Annotated in this window: 14 protein-coding genes; 13 read left to right on the forward strand and 1 reads right to left on the reverse strand. The window is 64.5% G+C overall.

Features of this window, described 5'->3' with window-relative positions:
* Positions 1-3: 3 nt before the first annotated feature.
* The 13 genes from GWG67_RS18535 to GWG67_RS18595 all read left to right on the forward strand — a co-directional run bounded on the left by GWG67_RS18535 (position 4) and on the right by GWG67_RS18595 (position 14,687).
* On the forward strand, positions 4-1,662 hold the full coding sequence (locus tag GWG67_RS18535) for an ABC transporter substrate-binding protein (RefSeq protein WP_275170785.1): 1,659 nt from the start codon (positions 4-6) through the stop codon (positions 1,660-1,662).
* A gap of 195 nt (positions 1,663-1,857) precedes the next feature.
* Positions 1,858-2,811, forward strand: coding sequence for an ABC transporter permease (locus GWG67_RS18540; protein WP_247362906.1), 954 nt, complete (start codon positions 1,858-1,860; stop codon positions 2,809-2,811).
* Positions 2,812-2,813: 2 nt separating this feature from the next.
* Positions 2,814-3,716 carry an ABC transporter permease gene (locus GWG67_RS18545; protein ID WP_275170787.1) on the forward strand — a complete coding sequence of 301 codons (903 nt, stop codon included), beginning with the start codon at positions 2,814-2,816 and terminating at the stop codon, positions 3,714-3,716.
* Between the two features lie 2 nt (positions 3,717-3,718).
* Positions 3,719-4,780 (forward strand): ABC transporter ATP-binding protein, encoded by a 1,062-nt coding sequence (locus tag GWG67_RS18550; RefSeq protein WP_275170789.1) that lies wholly within the window; start codon positions 3,719-3,721, stop codon positions 4,778-4,780.
* A complete protein-coding gene (locus GWG67_RS18555) occupies positions 4,777-4,974 on the forward strand; it encodes a hypothetical protein (protein WP_275170791.1) in 198 nt (65 codons plus the stop codon). The genes GWG67_RS18550 and GWG67_RS18555 overlap by 4 nt, the downstream gene beginning before the upstream one ends.
* Entirely contained in the window at positions 4,971-6,386 is a 1,416-nt protein-coding gene (locus tag GWG67_RS18560) for an amidase (RefSeq protein ID WP_275170793.1), read from the forward strand. The genes GWG67_RS18555 and GWG67_RS18560 overlap by 4 nt, the downstream gene beginning before the upstream one ends.
* On the forward strand, positions 6,383-7,360 hold the full coding sequence (locus GWG67_RS18565; protein ID WP_275170795.1) for an ABC transporter ATP-binding protein: 978 nt from the start codon (positions 6,383-6,385) through the stop codon (positions 7,358-7,360). Before GWG67_RS18560 ends, GWG67_RS18565 begins: the two co-directional genes overlap by 4 nt.
* A 96-nt stretch (positions 7,361-7,456) precedes the next feature.
* Positions 7,457-7,726, forward strand: coding sequence for a GlsB/YeaQ/YmgE family stress response membrane protein (locus GWG67_RS18570; protein ID WP_275170797.1), 270 nt, complete (start codon positions 7,457-7,459; stop codon positions 7,724-7,726).
* A gap of 261 nt (positions 7,727-7,987) precedes the next feature.
* Complete coding sequence (locus GWG67_RS18575; protein ID WP_275170799.1) at positions 7,988-9,733, forward strand: type I secretion system permease/ATPase; 1,746 nt, start codon at positions 7,988-7,990, stop codon at positions 9,731-9,733.
* A complete protein-coding gene (locus GWG67_RS18580) occupies positions 9,730-11,064 on the forward strand; it encodes an HlyD family type I secretion periplasmic adaptor subunit (protein WP_275170801.1) in 1,335 nt (444 codons plus the stop codon). Before GWG67_RS18575 ends, GWG67_RS18580 begins: the two co-directional genes overlap by 4 nt.
* Before the next feature lie 175 nt (positions 11,065-11,239).
* Positions 11,240-12,718: an AMP nucleosidase gene (locus tag GWG67_RS18585; RefSeq protein WP_275170803.1), complete on the forward strand. Its 1,479-nt coding sequence runs from the start codon at positions 11,240-11,242 to the stop codon at positions 12,716-12,718.
* Between the two features lie 77 nt (positions 12,719-12,795).
* Positions 12,796-13,071: a DUF1488 family protein gene (locus GWG67_RS18590; protein WP_026233404.1), complete on the forward strand. Its 276-nt coding sequence runs from the start codon at positions 12,796-12,798 to the stop codon at positions 13,069-13,071.
* 239 nt (positions 13,072-13,310) lie between these two features.
* Positions 13,311-14,687 (forward strand): hypothetical protein, encoded by a 1,377-nt coding sequence (locus GWG67_RS18595; protein WP_275170805.1) that lies wholly within the window; start codon positions 13,311-13,313, stop codon positions 14,685-14,687.
* Between the two features lie 21 nt (positions 14,688-14,708).
* Here the strand turns inward: GWG67_RS18595 and GWG67_RS18600 are convergent, their stop codons facing one another.
* Positions 14,709-15,797 (reverse strand): Zn-dependent alcohol dehydrogenase, encoded by a 1,089-nt coding sequence (locus tag GWG67_RS18600; protein ID WP_275170806.1) that lies wholly within the window; start codon positions 15,795-15,797, stop codon positions 14,709-14,711.
* Between the last annotated feature and the right edge of the window lie 7 nt (positions 15,798-15,804).

Genomic DNA, 15,804 nt, shown 5'->3' on the forward strand with positions numbered 1-15,804 from the left:
GCAATGCTGATCAATAAAAACAAGACCCGCGCGGCGCTGATCGCGTTGCTGGCGCTCAGTAGCGCGGCTGCGTGGCCGCGCGCGGCCGGTGCCGAAACCGTGCTGCGCATCGCCATGACTGCTGCCGATATTCCGCGCACGCTGGGCCAGCCCGATCAGGGCTTTGAAGGCAACCGCTTCACCGGCCTCACCATGTACGACGCGCTCACCGGCTGGGACCTGTCCTCGGCCGACAAGGCGAGCGTGGTGATCCCGGGCCTTGCCACCGAGTGGAAGGTCGACGATGCCGACAAGACCAAATGGACTTTCAAGCTGCGGCCGGGTGTCACCTTCCATGACGGCTCGCCGTTCAACGCAGACGCCGTGGTGTGGAATGTCGAGAAGGTGCTGAAGCAGGACGCGCCGCAATTCGACGCCAGCCAGGTCGGCGTCACGGCCTCGCGCATGCCGACGCTGGCATCCGCGAAGAAGATCGACGACATGACCGTCGAGCTCACCACCAAGGAGCCCGACAGCTTCCTGCCGATCAACCTCACCAATCTCTTCATGGCGAGCCCGGCGAAGTGGCAGGCTTTCTACGACAAGGCGGAAGGCGCCGACGCCAAGGCGAAGTCGCAGGCCGCATGGACCGCGTTTGCCAAGGACGCTTCGGGCACCGGCCCGTGGAAGATGGCGGGCTTCACCCCGCGCGAACGGCTCGAGCTGGTCAAGAACGCGAGCTACTGGAATAAGGACCGCGTGCCCAAGGTCGACAAGATGGTGCTCTTGCCGATGCCGGAAGCAAATGCGCGCACCGCAGCGCTGCTTTCCGGGCAGGTCGATTGGGTCGAAGCCCCGGCGCCGGACGCGTTGCCCGAGCTCAAGCAGCGCGGCTTCAAGCTCTACGCCAACGAGCAGCCGCATGTCTGGCCGTGGCAGTTCTCGCGCGTCGAGGGCTCGCCCTGGAACGACATCCGCGTCCGCAAGGCCGCAAACCTTTGCGTCGATCGCGAAGGCCTCAAGGACGGTCTGCTCGCGGGGCTGATGGTGCCAGCGACCGGCACGTTCGAACCCGGCCACCCCTGGCGTGGAAAACCGACCTTCGAGATCAAGTACGACAAGGCTGCTGCGCAGAAGCTGATGCAGGAGGCCGGATTTGGCCCGAGCAAGAAGTTGACGGTGAAAACCCAGACTTCGGCGTCCGGCTCGGGCCAGATGCAGCCGCTGCCGATGAACGAATATCTGCAGCAGGCCCTCGCCGAATGCTATTTCGACGTGCAGCTCGATGTCATCGAGTGGAATACGCTGTTCACCAATTGGCGCCGCGGTGCCAAGGATCCCAGCGCCAACGGCTCGAACGCGACCAACGTCACCTATGCGGCGATGGACCCGTTCTTCGCACTGGTGCGCTTCCTGCAATCGGGTATGGCGCCGCCGGTCTCGAACAATTGGGGTTTCATCAACAACCCCAAGTTCGACGAACTGGTGAAGAAGGCGCGGCAGACCTTCGATCCCGGCGCCCGTGACGCCGCGCTCGCCGAACTGCACGCGGCCTCCGTCGACGATGCAGCCTTCCTCTACGTCGCCCACGACGTCGGCCCCCGCGCCATCAGCCCGAAGGTGACAGGCGTCGTGCAGCCAAAGAGCTGGTTCATCGACTTCTCGCTGGTGTCGATGCAGTAGTATTCGCACCACACGCACGCTGCACCCTCTCCCCTTGCGGGAGAGGGTGGCTTCGCAAAGCGAAGCCGGGTGAGGGGTCTCTCTCCGCGAATGCGGACCTCTCAACTGACGCAGTATCATTCGCGGAAACAACCCCTCATCCGGCGCTTCGCGCCACCTTCTCCCGCAAGGGGAGAAGGGAAGAAAAGAAACAACGTGCTCGCCTATATCGCCAGACGCATCGTCTACGTCGTCCCGATCGTCATCAGCGTCGCGCTGGTGTGCTTTCTGCTCGTGCACATCACGCCGGGCGATCCGCTCGTCGCCGTGCTGCCGGCCGATGCCTCGCAGGAGCTCGCCGCGCAGCTCCGTACCGCCTACGGTTTCGACCGCCCGCTGCCGGTGCAGTTCGGGCTTTGGCTGCTCCGTGCGCTTCATGGCGATCTCGGCAATTCCATTGCGACCGGGCGCCCGGTGCTGGCCGAGGTCATGCGCGCGGTCAGCAACACCGTCACGCTGGCGATTGCGGCGGCCATCATCGGCTTCACCATGGGCGTCCTGCTCGGCCTGATCGCCGGCTATTTCCGCGAGACCTGGATCGACAAGCTGGCGACGTCCTTTGCCATCGCCGGCGTTTCGGTGCCGCATTACTGGCTCGGCATGGTGCTCGTCATCATCTTCTCGGTCCAGCTGAACTGGTTGCCCGCCGTCGGCGCCGGACCCGGCGGCTCGGCCGCCTGGGCCTGGGACTGGGCGCATTTGCAATACCTCGTGCTGCCGGCGATCACGACCTCCGTGATCCCGATGGGCATCGTCACCCGCACGGTGCGCGCGCTGACCGGCGACATTCTCAGCCAGGATTTCGTCGAGGCGCTGCGTGCAAAAGGCCTGCATGAGCGCGGCGTGTTCCGTCACGTCATCAAGAACGCCGCGCCCACCGCGCTCGCGGTGATGGGACTTCAGCTCGGTTACATGCTGGGCGGCTCGATCCTGATCGAGACCGTGTTCTCCTGGCCGGGCTCGGGCTTCCTGCTCAACTCGGCGATCTTCCAGCGGGACCTGCCGCTGCTCCAGGGCACGATCCTGATCCTGGCCCTGTTCTTCGTCTTCCTCAATCTGCTGGTCGACATCGCGCAAGCCGCGATCGATCCGCGCATCAAGCGGGGCTAGCGATGAGCGAGCTTCCGTTGTCTGTCACCAGCGATGCCGCGCTTCAGTCCGCGCCCGCGAGCAAGGCGCGCGGCTATTGGGCGACCGTCGGCCGCCGTATCCGGCGCGACAAGGTCAGCATGGTCTGCGCGCTGGTGCTGCTGCTGATCTTCCTGTCCGCGATCGTTGCGCCGTGGCTCGGTCTGGAAGATCCCTACAAGGGCTCGATGATCCGCCGCCTTCGGCACATCGGCACAACCGGCTACCCGCTCGGCACCGACGAGCTTGGCCGCGACATGCTGGCGCGGCTGATCTATGGCGGGCGGCTGTCGCTTCTCATCGGCATTTTGCCGGTGATCCTCGCCTTCTGCATCGGCACGTCGCTCGGCCTCGTTGCCGGCTATGTCGGCGGCAAGCTCAACACCGCGATCATGCGCACGATCGACGTGTTCTATGCCTTTCCATCGGTGCTGCTGGCGATTGCGATCTCGGGGGCGCTGGGCGCGGGCATCCTCAATTCCATCGTGTCGTTGACTGTCGTGTTCGTGCCGCAGATCACCCGCGTCGCCGAAAGCGTCACGACAGGCGTGCGCAACATGGACTTCGTCGACGCCGCGCGTGCCTCCGGTGCCGGTCCATTCACCATCATGCGCGTGCATATCCTCGGCAATGTGCTCGGTTCGATCTTCGTCTATGCCACCAGCCTGATCTCGGTCTCGATGATCCTTGCGGCGGGCCTGTCCTTCCTCGGCCTCGGTACCAAGCCGCCTGAGCCGGAATGGGGTTTGATGCTGAACACCTTGCGCACCGCGATCTACGTCAACCCCTGGGTCGCCGCGCTCCCCGGCGCGATGATCTTCGCGGTCTCGATCTGCTTCAACCTGCTCTCGGACGGCCTGCGCAGCGCCATGGACATCAGGAACTAGCCATGAGCGAAACCAACGCCTCCGTCGCGATGCTGGAACCGGTCGAGGACCGCGGCGGCGTCGCGCAGCCGCTGCTTCAGGTCAACGGCCTGACCAAGCATTTCCCGGTGCGTGGCGGCCTGTTCGCCGCAAAGCGCACCGTGCGTGCGGTTGATAATGTCTCGTTCACCGTCGCCAAGGGCGAGACCGTCGGCATCGTCGGCGAGTCCGGTTGCGGCAAGTCGACCACCGCACGGCTGCTGATGCATCTGATGCCGCGCGACACCGGCGACATCATCTATGACGGCATGAGCGTCGGCCAGTCGCTCTCCTTGCGCGAGCTGCGCCGCGGCATGCAGATGGTGTTCCAGGATTCCTACGCCTCGCTCAATCCGCGCCTGACCATCGAGGAATCGATCGCCTTCGGCCCGAAGGTGCACGGCATGGCGGACGGCGCCGCGCGCGCGCTGGCGCGCGAGCTGCTGGGCAAGGTGGGCCTGGTTCCCGCAAACTTCGCCAACCGCTACCCCCATGAGATCTCCGGCGGCCAGCGCCAGCGCGTCAACATCGCGCGTGCGCTGGCGCTGTCGCCGCGGCTGGTGATCCTCGATGAAGCGGTCTCCGCGCTCGACAAATCGGTCGAGGCGCAGGTGCTCAATTTGCTTGCCGATCTCAAGAGCGAGTTCGGGCTGACCTATCTCTTCATCAGCCATGATCTCAACGTCGTGCGTTACATCAGTGATCGCGTGCTGGTGATGTATCTCGGCGAGGTCGTCGAGCTCGGCCCGGTCGACCGGGTCTGGGACCAGCCGGCGCATCCCTATACGCGCGCACTTCTTGCTGCGATGCCGTCCTCGGATCCGGACCGCCGCACCGAGACGCCGCCGATCACGGGCGATCCGCCCAATCCGATCGATCCGCCCTCGGGCTGCCGCTTCCACACCCGTTGCCCGTTTGCGGAGCCGCTCTGCGCAAATGCGACACCAAAACTCACCGCGCTCGATAGAATGGGCCACGAGGCCGCGTGCTACATGGCGATCCCGGGTTCAGGCCATAGCCGCGCGCCGAAGGAGGAAACCGCATGACGAGACCGACGACAAAAGAGATCAAGGCGACGGCACAGGTCGCCGGCGTTCCCGTTGACGACGAGATTGCGGCGCGCATCTCCAACTCCATCGGACCGGCCTTCGAGGGCTTTGCCGCCATTGCCGGCACGTTGCCGTTCGATCTCGAGCCCGCGCTCTATCCGAACGCGCAGACTGCGAAGCTGTCGAAATGAGCACCGAGCCCGCATTGATGACGCTCACCGAGGTCGCGCGCGCGATTGCGATGAAGCAGGTGTCCTCGCATGAGGTGACGCGCGCGCTGCTGCATCGTATCGCGCAGTGGCAGCCGCATCTCAACGCCTTCATGTCGATCGAATCCGAGGCGGCGCTGAAGGCCGCCGATGCCACCGACGCAGAACTCGCCAAGGGCGAAGTCCGCGGTCCGCTGCACGGCGTGCCGCTCGCGCACAAAGACATGTACTACGACGCCGGCCACGTCGCGACCTGCGGCTCGCTGATCCGCCGCGATTTCGTTCCGACCGTCACCTCCACCGCCTTGCAGCGGCTGAAGGACGCTGGCCAGGTTCGGCTCGGCACGTTGCATCTCGCCGAATTCGCCTATGGCCCGACCGGCCATAACGCCCATTACGGCCCGGTTCGCAATCCCTGGAACGTGGCGCACATCACCGGCGGCTCGTCGTCGGGCTCGGGCTCGGCGGTCGCGGCGCGACTGACCTATGCCGCGCTCGGCTCCGACACCGGCGGCTCGATCCGCATGCCCGCGCATTTCTGCGGCGTGACGGGATTGAAGACCACCGTTGGCCGGGTCAGCCGCGCCGGCGCGATGCCGCTGTCGCAGTCGCTCGACACGGTCGGGCCGCTCGCCCGCACCGCCGAGGATTGCGCGCTGCTGCTGGCGCTGATGGCCGGCCCTGATCCCGAGGATTCGACCACGAGCCGTGAGCCGCTGTCCGACTATGTCGGCGCGACCAAGGGCTCGCTGAAGGGCCTCAAGATCGGCGTCCCCTCGTCCTTCTATGTCGACGATCTCGACGGCGAGGTCGCGCGCGTGCTGGACGAGACCATCGCGGTGCTCAAGCGTGAGGGCGCCGACATCGTCACGGTCGAGCTGCCCGACCAGCGGCAATTGTCCTCGGCAAGCCAGCTCGTGCTTGCAGCCGAAGCCGCCGCCTTCCACAAGCGCTGGATGATCGAGCGGCCGCAGGATTACGGCCCACAGGTGTTGATGCGGCTTCAGAACGGGCTCGCGGTCCCCGCCATCACCTACCTCGAGGCGATGCGCTGGCGCGGACCTGCGCTCGCCGCGCACAACGCTGCGACATCAGGTGTCGACGCGATTATCGCGCCGGCGTCCCCGGTGCCGGCGCCGACGATCGAGGAGAGCGACGTCGGCGGCGGGCCGAACGCGCCGGCGCTGTTGCAGCGGCTGACGCTGTTCACCCGCCCGGTGAATTATCTCGGCCTGCCGTCGCTCACGGTGCCCTCGGGCTTCACCAAGAGCGGACTTCCGATCGGCATGCAGTTGATCGGCCGCTCGTTCGATGAGGCGACCTTGCTCACCATCGGTGCCGCATTCCAGCGGGCCACCGACTACCACGACAGGCTGCCGAAGCTTCCGTCATGACAAAGCTCGTCGAGATCTCAGGCCTCAACATCCGCTTCACCGGCGAGCGCACGGTCTATGCCGTGAACGATCTCAGCCTCTCGCTCGGCGACGGCGAGGTGCTGGGCCTGCTCGGCGAGTCCGGCTCGGGCAAGAGCGTGACCTTGCGTGCGCTGATGCGGCTGTTGCCGAAGAAGCGCACGCAGATCACGGGCAAGGTCAACGTCATGGGCCGCGACGTGCTGGCCATGAACGATGAGCAGCTGTCGTCGTTCCGCGGCCAGACGGTGTCGATGATCTTTCAGGAGCCTGCGCTTGCGCTCGATCCGGTCTACACCATCGGGACGCAGATCGCCGAAAGCGTCGTGCGTCACGAAGGCAAGTCTTACGCGGAGGGCAGAGCGCGCGCACTCGAAATGCTCGAGGTCGTGCGCATTCCTTCCGCAAAACGGCGGCTCGATGCCTATCCGCATGAGATGTCCGGCGGCATGCGTCAGCGCGCGATGATCGCGCTGGCGCTCGCGTGCCGGCCCAAGATATTGCTCGCGGACGAGCCGACCACGGCGCTCGATGCCACCGTGCAGATCCAGATCCTGCTGCTGTTGCGCGAGCTGCAGCGCGAGTTCGGCATGTCCGTCATCTTCGTCACCCACGACATCGGCGTCGCCATCGAGATCTGCGACCGGGTCGCGGTGATGTATGCCGGTCAGATCGTGGAGCAGGGCACGCTTCGCGACATCGTCCGCTCGCCGGTGCATCCCTATGCCAAGGGCCTGCTCGCCTCGACCGTCCACGGGGCCAAGCGGGGACAGCGGCTCGAGACCATCCCCGGCGCCCCGCCGTCGCTTGGCGAGAGGCCGCACAACTGCTCCTTTGCGCCCCGCTGCGCCGTAGCCCAGCCGCGCTGTCTGGAGCAACTGCCAGGGAATGTGGAGGTCGGGCCGGGCCGGGCGGCACGCTGCGTGCTGGCGGAGCCGGTCACCGCGCTGTCGTGATATTTGGACCGCAGCGGGGAACGGGGGAACAGCATTCAGACCTCGTTCATCCAAGTTCCGCTTCCATGGAACCGTTCACGCAGAGGGACCTCACTTATGTACATTTCCAATGAAGGTTTGCTTGTCATCCTGTTCGTCGGCCTCGTCGCTGGTTGGCTGGCCGGCAAGGTGGTGCGCGGAACCGGGTTCGGCATCATCGGCGACATCGTGGTCGGCATCGCCGGCGCGCTGGTGGCGAGCTTCCTGTTTCCGAAGCTCGGCATTCGCATCGGCACCGGGCTGATATCCGAGATCGTCTATTCCGCGATCGGCGCGGTCATTCTGCTGCTGGTGGTACGGCTGGTCCGCGGCGGCGGCCGGTTTTAATGGCGCCCGAGTTCGATTGATCGAACTTTTGACCTCTCCCCGCCCGGGGAGAGGTGACATGTCTGCAAGAAAAAGCCGCAAGATCGTGAGATTCCGGACTTGCGTGCTAGGCCGGTCGGGGGTGATGTGGGCCATAGGGGGTCCCGGGTATTCGACTGCGTTGGGCGATGAGCGCAAACGCGATGTTAATCCGGGTCAATTACTCCTGAATTTGCCTTTGAAATCAGGGGCTTTGGCCCCTACCCGAAAGAGATCAGACTGATGGCAGCCGTTCCCGGCGTCCGCCGCTCAGAGCTCGGTGATGCGCTGCGCGCCTGTCGCGCGGCCTTTATCGGCGTCGGCTTGATGAGCTGCATGATCAACCTGCTCTATCTGACCGGGTCGATCTTCATGCTGGAGGTCTACGACCGGGTGCTGCCGAGCCGCAGCATTCCGACCCTGGTCGGCCTGATCGTCCTCGCCAGTTTCCTCTACATGGCGCAGGGCGTGCTGGACATGATCCGCAACCGGATATTGGGCCGGGTCGGCACCGCGCTGGACGAAGCCTTGAACAAGCGGGTGTTCGACACCATCGTGCGCCTGCCGCTGCTGGTCGGCAGCCGCAACGAGGGGCTTCAGCCGCTGCGCGATCTCGACAATGTCCGCTCCTTCCTCGGCGGCATGGGCCCGAGCGCGTTTTTCGACCTGCCCTGGCTGCCGCTGTATCTCGCCATCTGTTTCGCCTTCCACGTCATGATCGGCGTCACGGCGCTCGTCGGCGCGGTCATCCTGGTCGGGTTGACGCTAGTCACCGAGTTCATGTCCCGCCAGCCGGCGCGCGAGGCGATGGGGCTTGCCGCCCAGCGCAACGATCTCGCCCAAGCCAGCCGCCGCAACGCGGAAGTCATGGTGTCGATGGGCATGGCCGGCCGGATGAACGCGCGCTGGAGCGAGGCCAACGAAAAATATCTCGACGGCAACCAGCGTGCGAGCGACGTCGCCGGCGGTCTCGGCGCAGTCGCAAAAGTGCTGCGCATGATGCTGCAATCGGCGGTGCTCGCGGTTGGTGCCTATCTCGTCATCCACCAGGAGGCGACCGCCGGCATCATCATCGCCGGCTCGATCCTCTCGGCCCGTGCGCTCGCGCCGGTCGACCTCGCGATCGCGCACTGGAAATCCTTTGTCGCGGCACGCCAGAGCTGGCACCGCCTGACCCGCCTTCTGGAGCAGATGCCGGCACAGACGATGCCGACCCAGTTGCAGGCGCCCACCAGCCGCCTCTCGGTCGAAGGCATCGCCATGGTGCCCCCGGGCGACCAGCGCCTCATCGTGCAGGACGTCACCTTTGCGCTCGAAGCCGGCAACGGCCTTGGCGTGATCGGACCGAGCGGCTCCGGCAAGTCGTCGCTGATTCGTGCGCTGGTCGGCGTCTGGCAACCGGTCCGCGGCAAGGTGCGGCTCGACGGCGCGGCGCTCGACCAATGGTCGTCGGACATGCTCGGGCGCCATATCGGCTATCTGCCGCAGGACGTCGAATTGTTCGGCGGCACCATCGCGCAGAACATCAGCCGTTTCGACCCGGAGGCCACCTCTGACGGCATCATCGCGGCCGCCAAGGAAGCCGGCGTGCACGAGATGATCATCAAGATGCGCGAGGGCTACAACACGCAGGTCGGCGAGCAGGGCACGGCGCTCTCCGCGGGCCAGGCGCAGCGGGTGGCGCTGGCGCGCGCGCTCTATGGCAACCCGTTCCTGATCGTGCTCGACGAGCCCAATTCCAATCTCGATACCGAAGGCGACGAAGCGCTGACCCGCGCCATCCGCGCGTCGCGCGAGCGCGGCGCGATCGTCATCGTGGTGGCGCACCGCCCGATCGGCGTCGAAGCGGTCGACCAGATCCTGGTGCTGCGCGACGGTCGCATGCAGGCCTTCGGGCCGAAGGAACAGGTGCTCGCCCAAGTGCTTCAGCCGCGGGTGACGCCGCCGGCCCCGATCAAGATCGTCAGCGAAGGCGGAGCCAAGGCATGAGCACGATGGCGCTCGGCGGCGCGAAGCCTGCCGCGAAGCGGACGGTACGGCAGTCGATCCGGTTTCACCTGATGCTCGGGCTTGGGATCGTGCTGGTCCTCCTGATCGGCCTCGGCGGCTGGGGATCGACCGTGCAGATCTCGGGCGCGCTGATCGCGCCGGGTCAGATCGTGGTCGAGTCCAACGTCAAGAAGGTGCAGCATCCGACCGGCGGCGTCGTCGGCGAGTTGCGTGCGCGCGATGGCGACGTGGTCAAGGCCGGCGACATCGTGGTGCGGCTCGACGACACCGTCACCAAGGCCAACCTCGCCATCGTCACCAAGAATCTCGACGCCGCGCAGGCGCGCACGGCGCGGCTTCAGGCCGAGCAGCGTGGTCTCGACAAGGTCGAATTCCCACAATCGCTTCTCGATCGCGGCAACGAAAACGACATCAAGACTTTGCTCGATGCCGAAACCAAGCTGTTTGACGTGCGCGTCAACGGCCGCGCTGGCCAGAAGGCGCAGCTTCGCGAGCGCATCCAGCAACTCAACGAGGAGATCCAGGGCCTTTCCGCGCAGGAGAGAGCCAAAGACAGGGAAATCTCGCTGGTGCAGCAGGAACTCGTCGGTGTCCGGGATCTCTATGACAAGCACCTGGTGCAGATCTCCCGCCTGACCACGCTCGAACGCGATACCGCCCGCCTCAACGGCGAGCGCGCGCAATACATCGCCTCGCGCGCGCAGGCCAAGGGCAAGATCACCGAGACCGAGCTCCAGATCATCCAGGTCGACAAGGACATGGTCAGCGAGGTCTCCAAGGATCTGCGCGAGACCAACGACAAGATCGGCGAAATGATCGAGCGCAAGGTCGCCGCCGAGGACCAGCTTCGCCGCGTCGACATCCGCGCGCCGCAGGACGGCATGGTGCTGCAATCGACCGTGCATACCGTTGGTGGCGTCATCACCGCCGGCGACGCCCTCATGCTGATCGTGCCGCAGGCCGACGATCTCCAGGTCGAGGCCAAGGTCAATCCGGTCGATATCGACAAGCTCCAGATCGGCCAGAAGACGCTGCTGCGCCTGTCGGCCTTCAACCAGCGCACCACGCCGGAGCTCAACGGCGTCGTCAGCCGCGTCTCGCCCGACGTCACCACCGATCAGCGCACCGGCCAGAGCTACTACACCATCCGCGTCTCGCTGTCCGCAGAAGAGGTCGCCAAGCTCGGTGACTCCAGGCTGATCCCCGGCATGCCGGCGGAAGCCTTCGTCCAGACCGGCGACCGCACCATGCTGTCCTATCTGATGAAGCCGCTGCACGACCAGTTCATGCGCGCGTTCCGGGAGAAGTGACGCGCGAAAGCGCATCCTCGCCTCTTTCGTCATTGCGAGCGTAGCGAAGCAATCTAGGTTGCCTCCGCGGCGACATTTCTGGATTGCTTCCCTACGCTCGCAATGACGGGGCTTCTTTCTTGCTTTAGTTTTCTTGTTATAGTTCGATTCAGCCCCAGAAACCCGGCGTCGAACAATGCAATCCATCCAATCCCCACCCTCTGTCGCCACCGAATCCTTCTCCGATGCTGGCCTCGCCGCCGCCCGTCTCGAAGAGATCTACGAGCGCAACACGAAGTTCCTGCGTGACCGGTTCGAAGCTTACGTCAACGGCGAGGCAATCACGACGCGGGTGCGAGCCTTCTATCCCTTCGTCCGTGTCACCACCGCGACGCATGCTCGGCTGGATTCGCGTCTCGCCTACGGCTTCGTCGCGCGGCCCGGTGTGCACGAGACCAGCGTCACGCGTCCGGATCTGTTCCGGACTTATCTGACCGAGCAGATCGGGCTGTTGATCCAGAACCACGGCGTCCCGGTCGAAATTGGCCAGTCCAGCGAACCGATCCCGGTTCATTTCGCCTATCGCCGCGATATCAACATCGAAGCCGCCATCACCACCAGCGAGAATTCCCCCGTGACGCGATCGCTGCGCGATGCGTTCGACGTGCCTGATCTGGCCACCATGGACGATGCCATCGCCGACGGCACCTTCGAGCTTCAGCCCGGTGCGCCCGAGCCGCTGTCCCTGTTTCGGGCGGCCCGCGTCGACTACTCGCTGCGTCGGCTCTACCACTACACGGGCACGGATCCAGAGTATTTCCAGAACTTCGTGATCTTCACCAACTACCAGTTTTACGTCGACGCCTTCGCGCAGCTCTGCCAGCAGCGGCTTCAGGCTGGCGAGGCCGGCCTCGACGCCTTCGTTGCTCCAGGCAACGTGATCACGCGCAGCGGCGGCGCGACGACAGGCGTTGCGCCCGCGCGCGCGCCGCAGATGCCAGCCTTCCATCTGGTCGCGCCCGGCTATCGCGGCATCACCCTGATCAACATTGGCACCGGTCCGTCCAACGCGCGCAACGTCACCGACCATGTTGCCGTGCTGCGGCCCCATGCCTGGCTGATGCTCGGCCATTGCGCGGGCCTGCGCAACACGCAGCGGCTCGGCGACTACGTGCTCGCCCATGGCTACGTGCGCGAGGATCATGTGCTCGATCGTGAGTTGCCGCTGTGGGTGCCGATCCCGGCGCTCGCGGAGATGCAGGTCGCGCTCGAGGAGGCGGTCGAGGACGTCACCGGGCTCGAAGGTTTCGAGCTCAAGCGCCTGATGCGTACCGGCACCGTCGCGAGCGTCGACAACCGTAATTGGGAGATCAGCGGGCCCGATGTCATTCGTCGCTTGTCGCATTCGCGCGCGGTTGCGCTCGACATGGAATCGGCCGCGATTGCCGCCAACGGCTACCGCTTTCGCGTCCCCTACGGCACGCTGCTGTGCGTCTCGGACAAGCCTCTGCACGGAGAGATCAAGCTCGCAGGCATGGCCAGCGAATTCTACCGCCGCCGTGTCGGCCAGCATCTCGAGATCGGCTTGAAGGCGCTGGAACGGCTCAAGCAGCAGGAATCCGAGCGGCTGCATTCGCGAAAGCTCCGCAGTTTTGCCGAAGTTGCGTTTCAGTAGGCGAAGGGTTGCCTTTGCTGCTGACAAGCAGCGGGATTTTCGGCATTTTCGGCGCGGGGGTCGACCGGGACGACTTGATGCCACTCATGCGCGACAGGATCATTGGCCATGATCTCGAACGGCTCGCCTTTCGCTTCACCATGCTGAACGACGGCGAGGTCGTGCAGTGCCAGATCAGCGACGCCGCGATGGACGAGCTTGCGGGCATGCAGGGCACCGAAAGCAGCGCGCGGCAGGCCCAGTTCTTGTCGCTGCGCGAGACCATCGAGCGGCTTGCGTCAGACCTCTACGACGAGGCGCCGCGGGTCAGGGGACATGTGGTGCGGATCTTTACGCGACATTTGCAGCGGTAATTTCGCTCCAGGCTCCGTCGTCATGTCCGGAGCAGTTCGTCACTTGGTCAAGATCCAGTCTTGCCGGGCTTACCTTCCCGCTGGCGGCCTTTCGATGATCGTCAATTCCTCTAAAGCATTCGCTAACCAAGCAACCGTTTCGCGGCAATCTTAAGATCTGCGAAACCAGACGTTATACGACTATGAATTGATGACCCGTAGAGGTTAGGTCACGAAAATGGGGCCTCACGAGTGCTCGCGTGACAAAAGAGATTGTTGGAAACGACGCGATCCGCGGACCCGGTCATGACGTCAACCCGGACAAGACGCTGCCAAAGAGTTGGCGGCTCGCAATTGCCGTAGCGATCGGATGCGGACTCCTGGGCCTTGCGCTCCGCTACTTCGCCCGGAAGCATGCGACCGACGACGCCATTCAGCATCTGATCCCCTGGTATGTCTTCGCGCGCGATCACGGTGTCGCCGGGCTGGCCGAAGCCTTTACCAACTACACGCCGTTCTACAGCTACCTCCTGTTGATTGCCGCCCGATTTGATTGGCTAGGCGAGCCACTTTCCCTCGTGAAAGCGATCTCGGTAGTCTTCGAGTTGGGCTGCGCGATCGCCGTGGCCCAGATCGTCTGGCGAGCGACAAGGCTGCCATTGCGCGCCTCCCTGGCCTTCTGCGCTGTTTGGCTTGCACCGACGGTGATCTTCAACGGCGCAATGTGGGCGGAGAGTGATTCGATCTGGACCTTCTTCACGCTGGTTTCCGTCGCGCTGTTCATGCGGGATCGAAACGGCGTTGCGTCATTTGCGATGGCCTTTTCGGTGAAGGCTCAGGGCGTGTTCCTGGGACCCTTCGTGCTCGGCATGGTTCTGCGCCGCAGGATCCACCTGGCATGGCTCGCCACCGTTCCCGGGATCTATGTGGTTCTCGCCATTCCGGCTCTCGTCGCCGGCAGATCCTTGGCCTCCGTGCTCGCGGTCTATTTGGACCAGGCTCACACCTTCAATCGCCTCACCATGAACGCGGCCAACATCTGGGTGTTGGCCGGGGGAATGCCGTACACGATCGGGGTCGCCGTCGGTATGGTGCTCGCGGCGGCGAGCGGGCTCGCCTTGTCGATCTTCATCGCGCGCTCTCAACGGACGGGGCCGGAGTTTATTCTCCTCGCAGCGTGTGTATCGCTGATGCTCATGCCGTACCTGCTCCCGAAGATGCACGAGCGGTATTTCTACGCCTTCGAACTTGCGTCGATCGCGCTGGCCTGCCTCAATCCGCGCTATGTGGCCCTCGCGGTGATTGCTCAGGTCGACGGCGTTTTATCCTATCTTGCGTTCGAAAGCGGAATCGTCCTGGGCGTGCTGCCGGCGGCACTCTGCAACAGCCTTCTCGTATACTACCTCGTGCTTGATCTTTGGCACGGCGAACGCGGATTTCGCTTTCCGAGGCTTGCCTGGTTCGGCTTCATCGCGTCGACCGCGGGACTGTTCTCTTACCTGGTCATCCAAGGGCCTGGTTTGAACATATCGCCCGTGTACCTGCTCACGACGGGTCTCGTCACAGCTGCGGCGCTGCTGCTCCTGAAAGAGTCACGTTGCGACTTGGCCGGCCCGGACCAGTTGCCTCAATCCTGAGCGTCCCGCCTCATCCGGCCATCAGCTGTCAAACATGATCACGCTGCGCAGCGTCTTGCCGGCCTTCATGTTGGCAAAACCTTCGTTGATCTCGGAAAGCTTCAGTTTGGCCGAGATCCAGTCCTCCAGATGCAGCCGGCCGCGCAGGTAGAAATCCACCAGCCGCGGCATGTCGACGCGAAAATGGTTCGAGCCCATCGATGAGCCCTGGATCCTGCGCTCGCGCAGGAAGTCGAAGCCATGCAGCTCAATCTTCTGACCAAACGGGATCATGCCGACGATGGTGGCGGTGCCGCCCGAGGCGAGCATGCCGAAGGCCTGCTCGGCGGTCTCCTTGCGGCCGAGCACCTCGAAGGAATGATGCACGCCGCCATTGGTGAGATCGCGCACCTGCTTCACGACGTCGCCGTCGGTGGGGTTGATGATGTCGGTCGCGCCCAGCTTGGTCGCGAGCTGGAGTTTTGCCGGATTGGTGTCGATGGCGATGATGCGGCCGGCGCCCGCGATCTGCGCGCCGTTGATCGCGGCCATGCCGACACCGCCGCACCCGATCACGGCCACTGTCTCGCCGGCCGTCACCTTTGCCGTGTTCACGACCGCGCCGTAGCCGGTGATGACGCCGCAGCCGATCAGCGCAGCGAGATCGAGCGGCATCTCCTTGCGGATTTTGACGATCGCGTTCTCGTGCACCAGCATCTGCTCGGCGAAGGACGAGAGATTGAGAAACTGATGCAGCTTCTCGGAGCGGGCCCATTGCATCCGATTGGAAGCCCCCGGTAGCAGTTTTACCGTGGTGTCGGTGCAGAGCACCGTGCGGCCCGTGGTGCAATTGTCGCAGGTGCCGCAGAACACCGACAGGCAAGTGACGACATGGTCGCCCGGTTTCACATAGGTGACGTCGGAGCCGACCTGCTCGACGACACCGGCCGATTCGTGCCCGAGGACCGCAGGCAGCGGATGCGGATACAGTCCTTCCATGAAGTGCAGATCGGAGTGGCAGAGACCTGCGACCGAGGTCCGGATCAGGACCTCGCGCGGGCCGGGCTTCGGCAGGCTGACATCCTCGATGACCAGGGGCTTGTTGACTTCATGGAGGACGGCGGCCTTCATCGAGCAC

Source organism: Bradyrhizobium sp. CSS354, assembly GCF_029051725.1.
Lineage (GTDB): Bacteria > Pseudomonadota > Alphaproteobacteria > Rhizobiales > Xanthobacteraceae > Bradyrhizobium.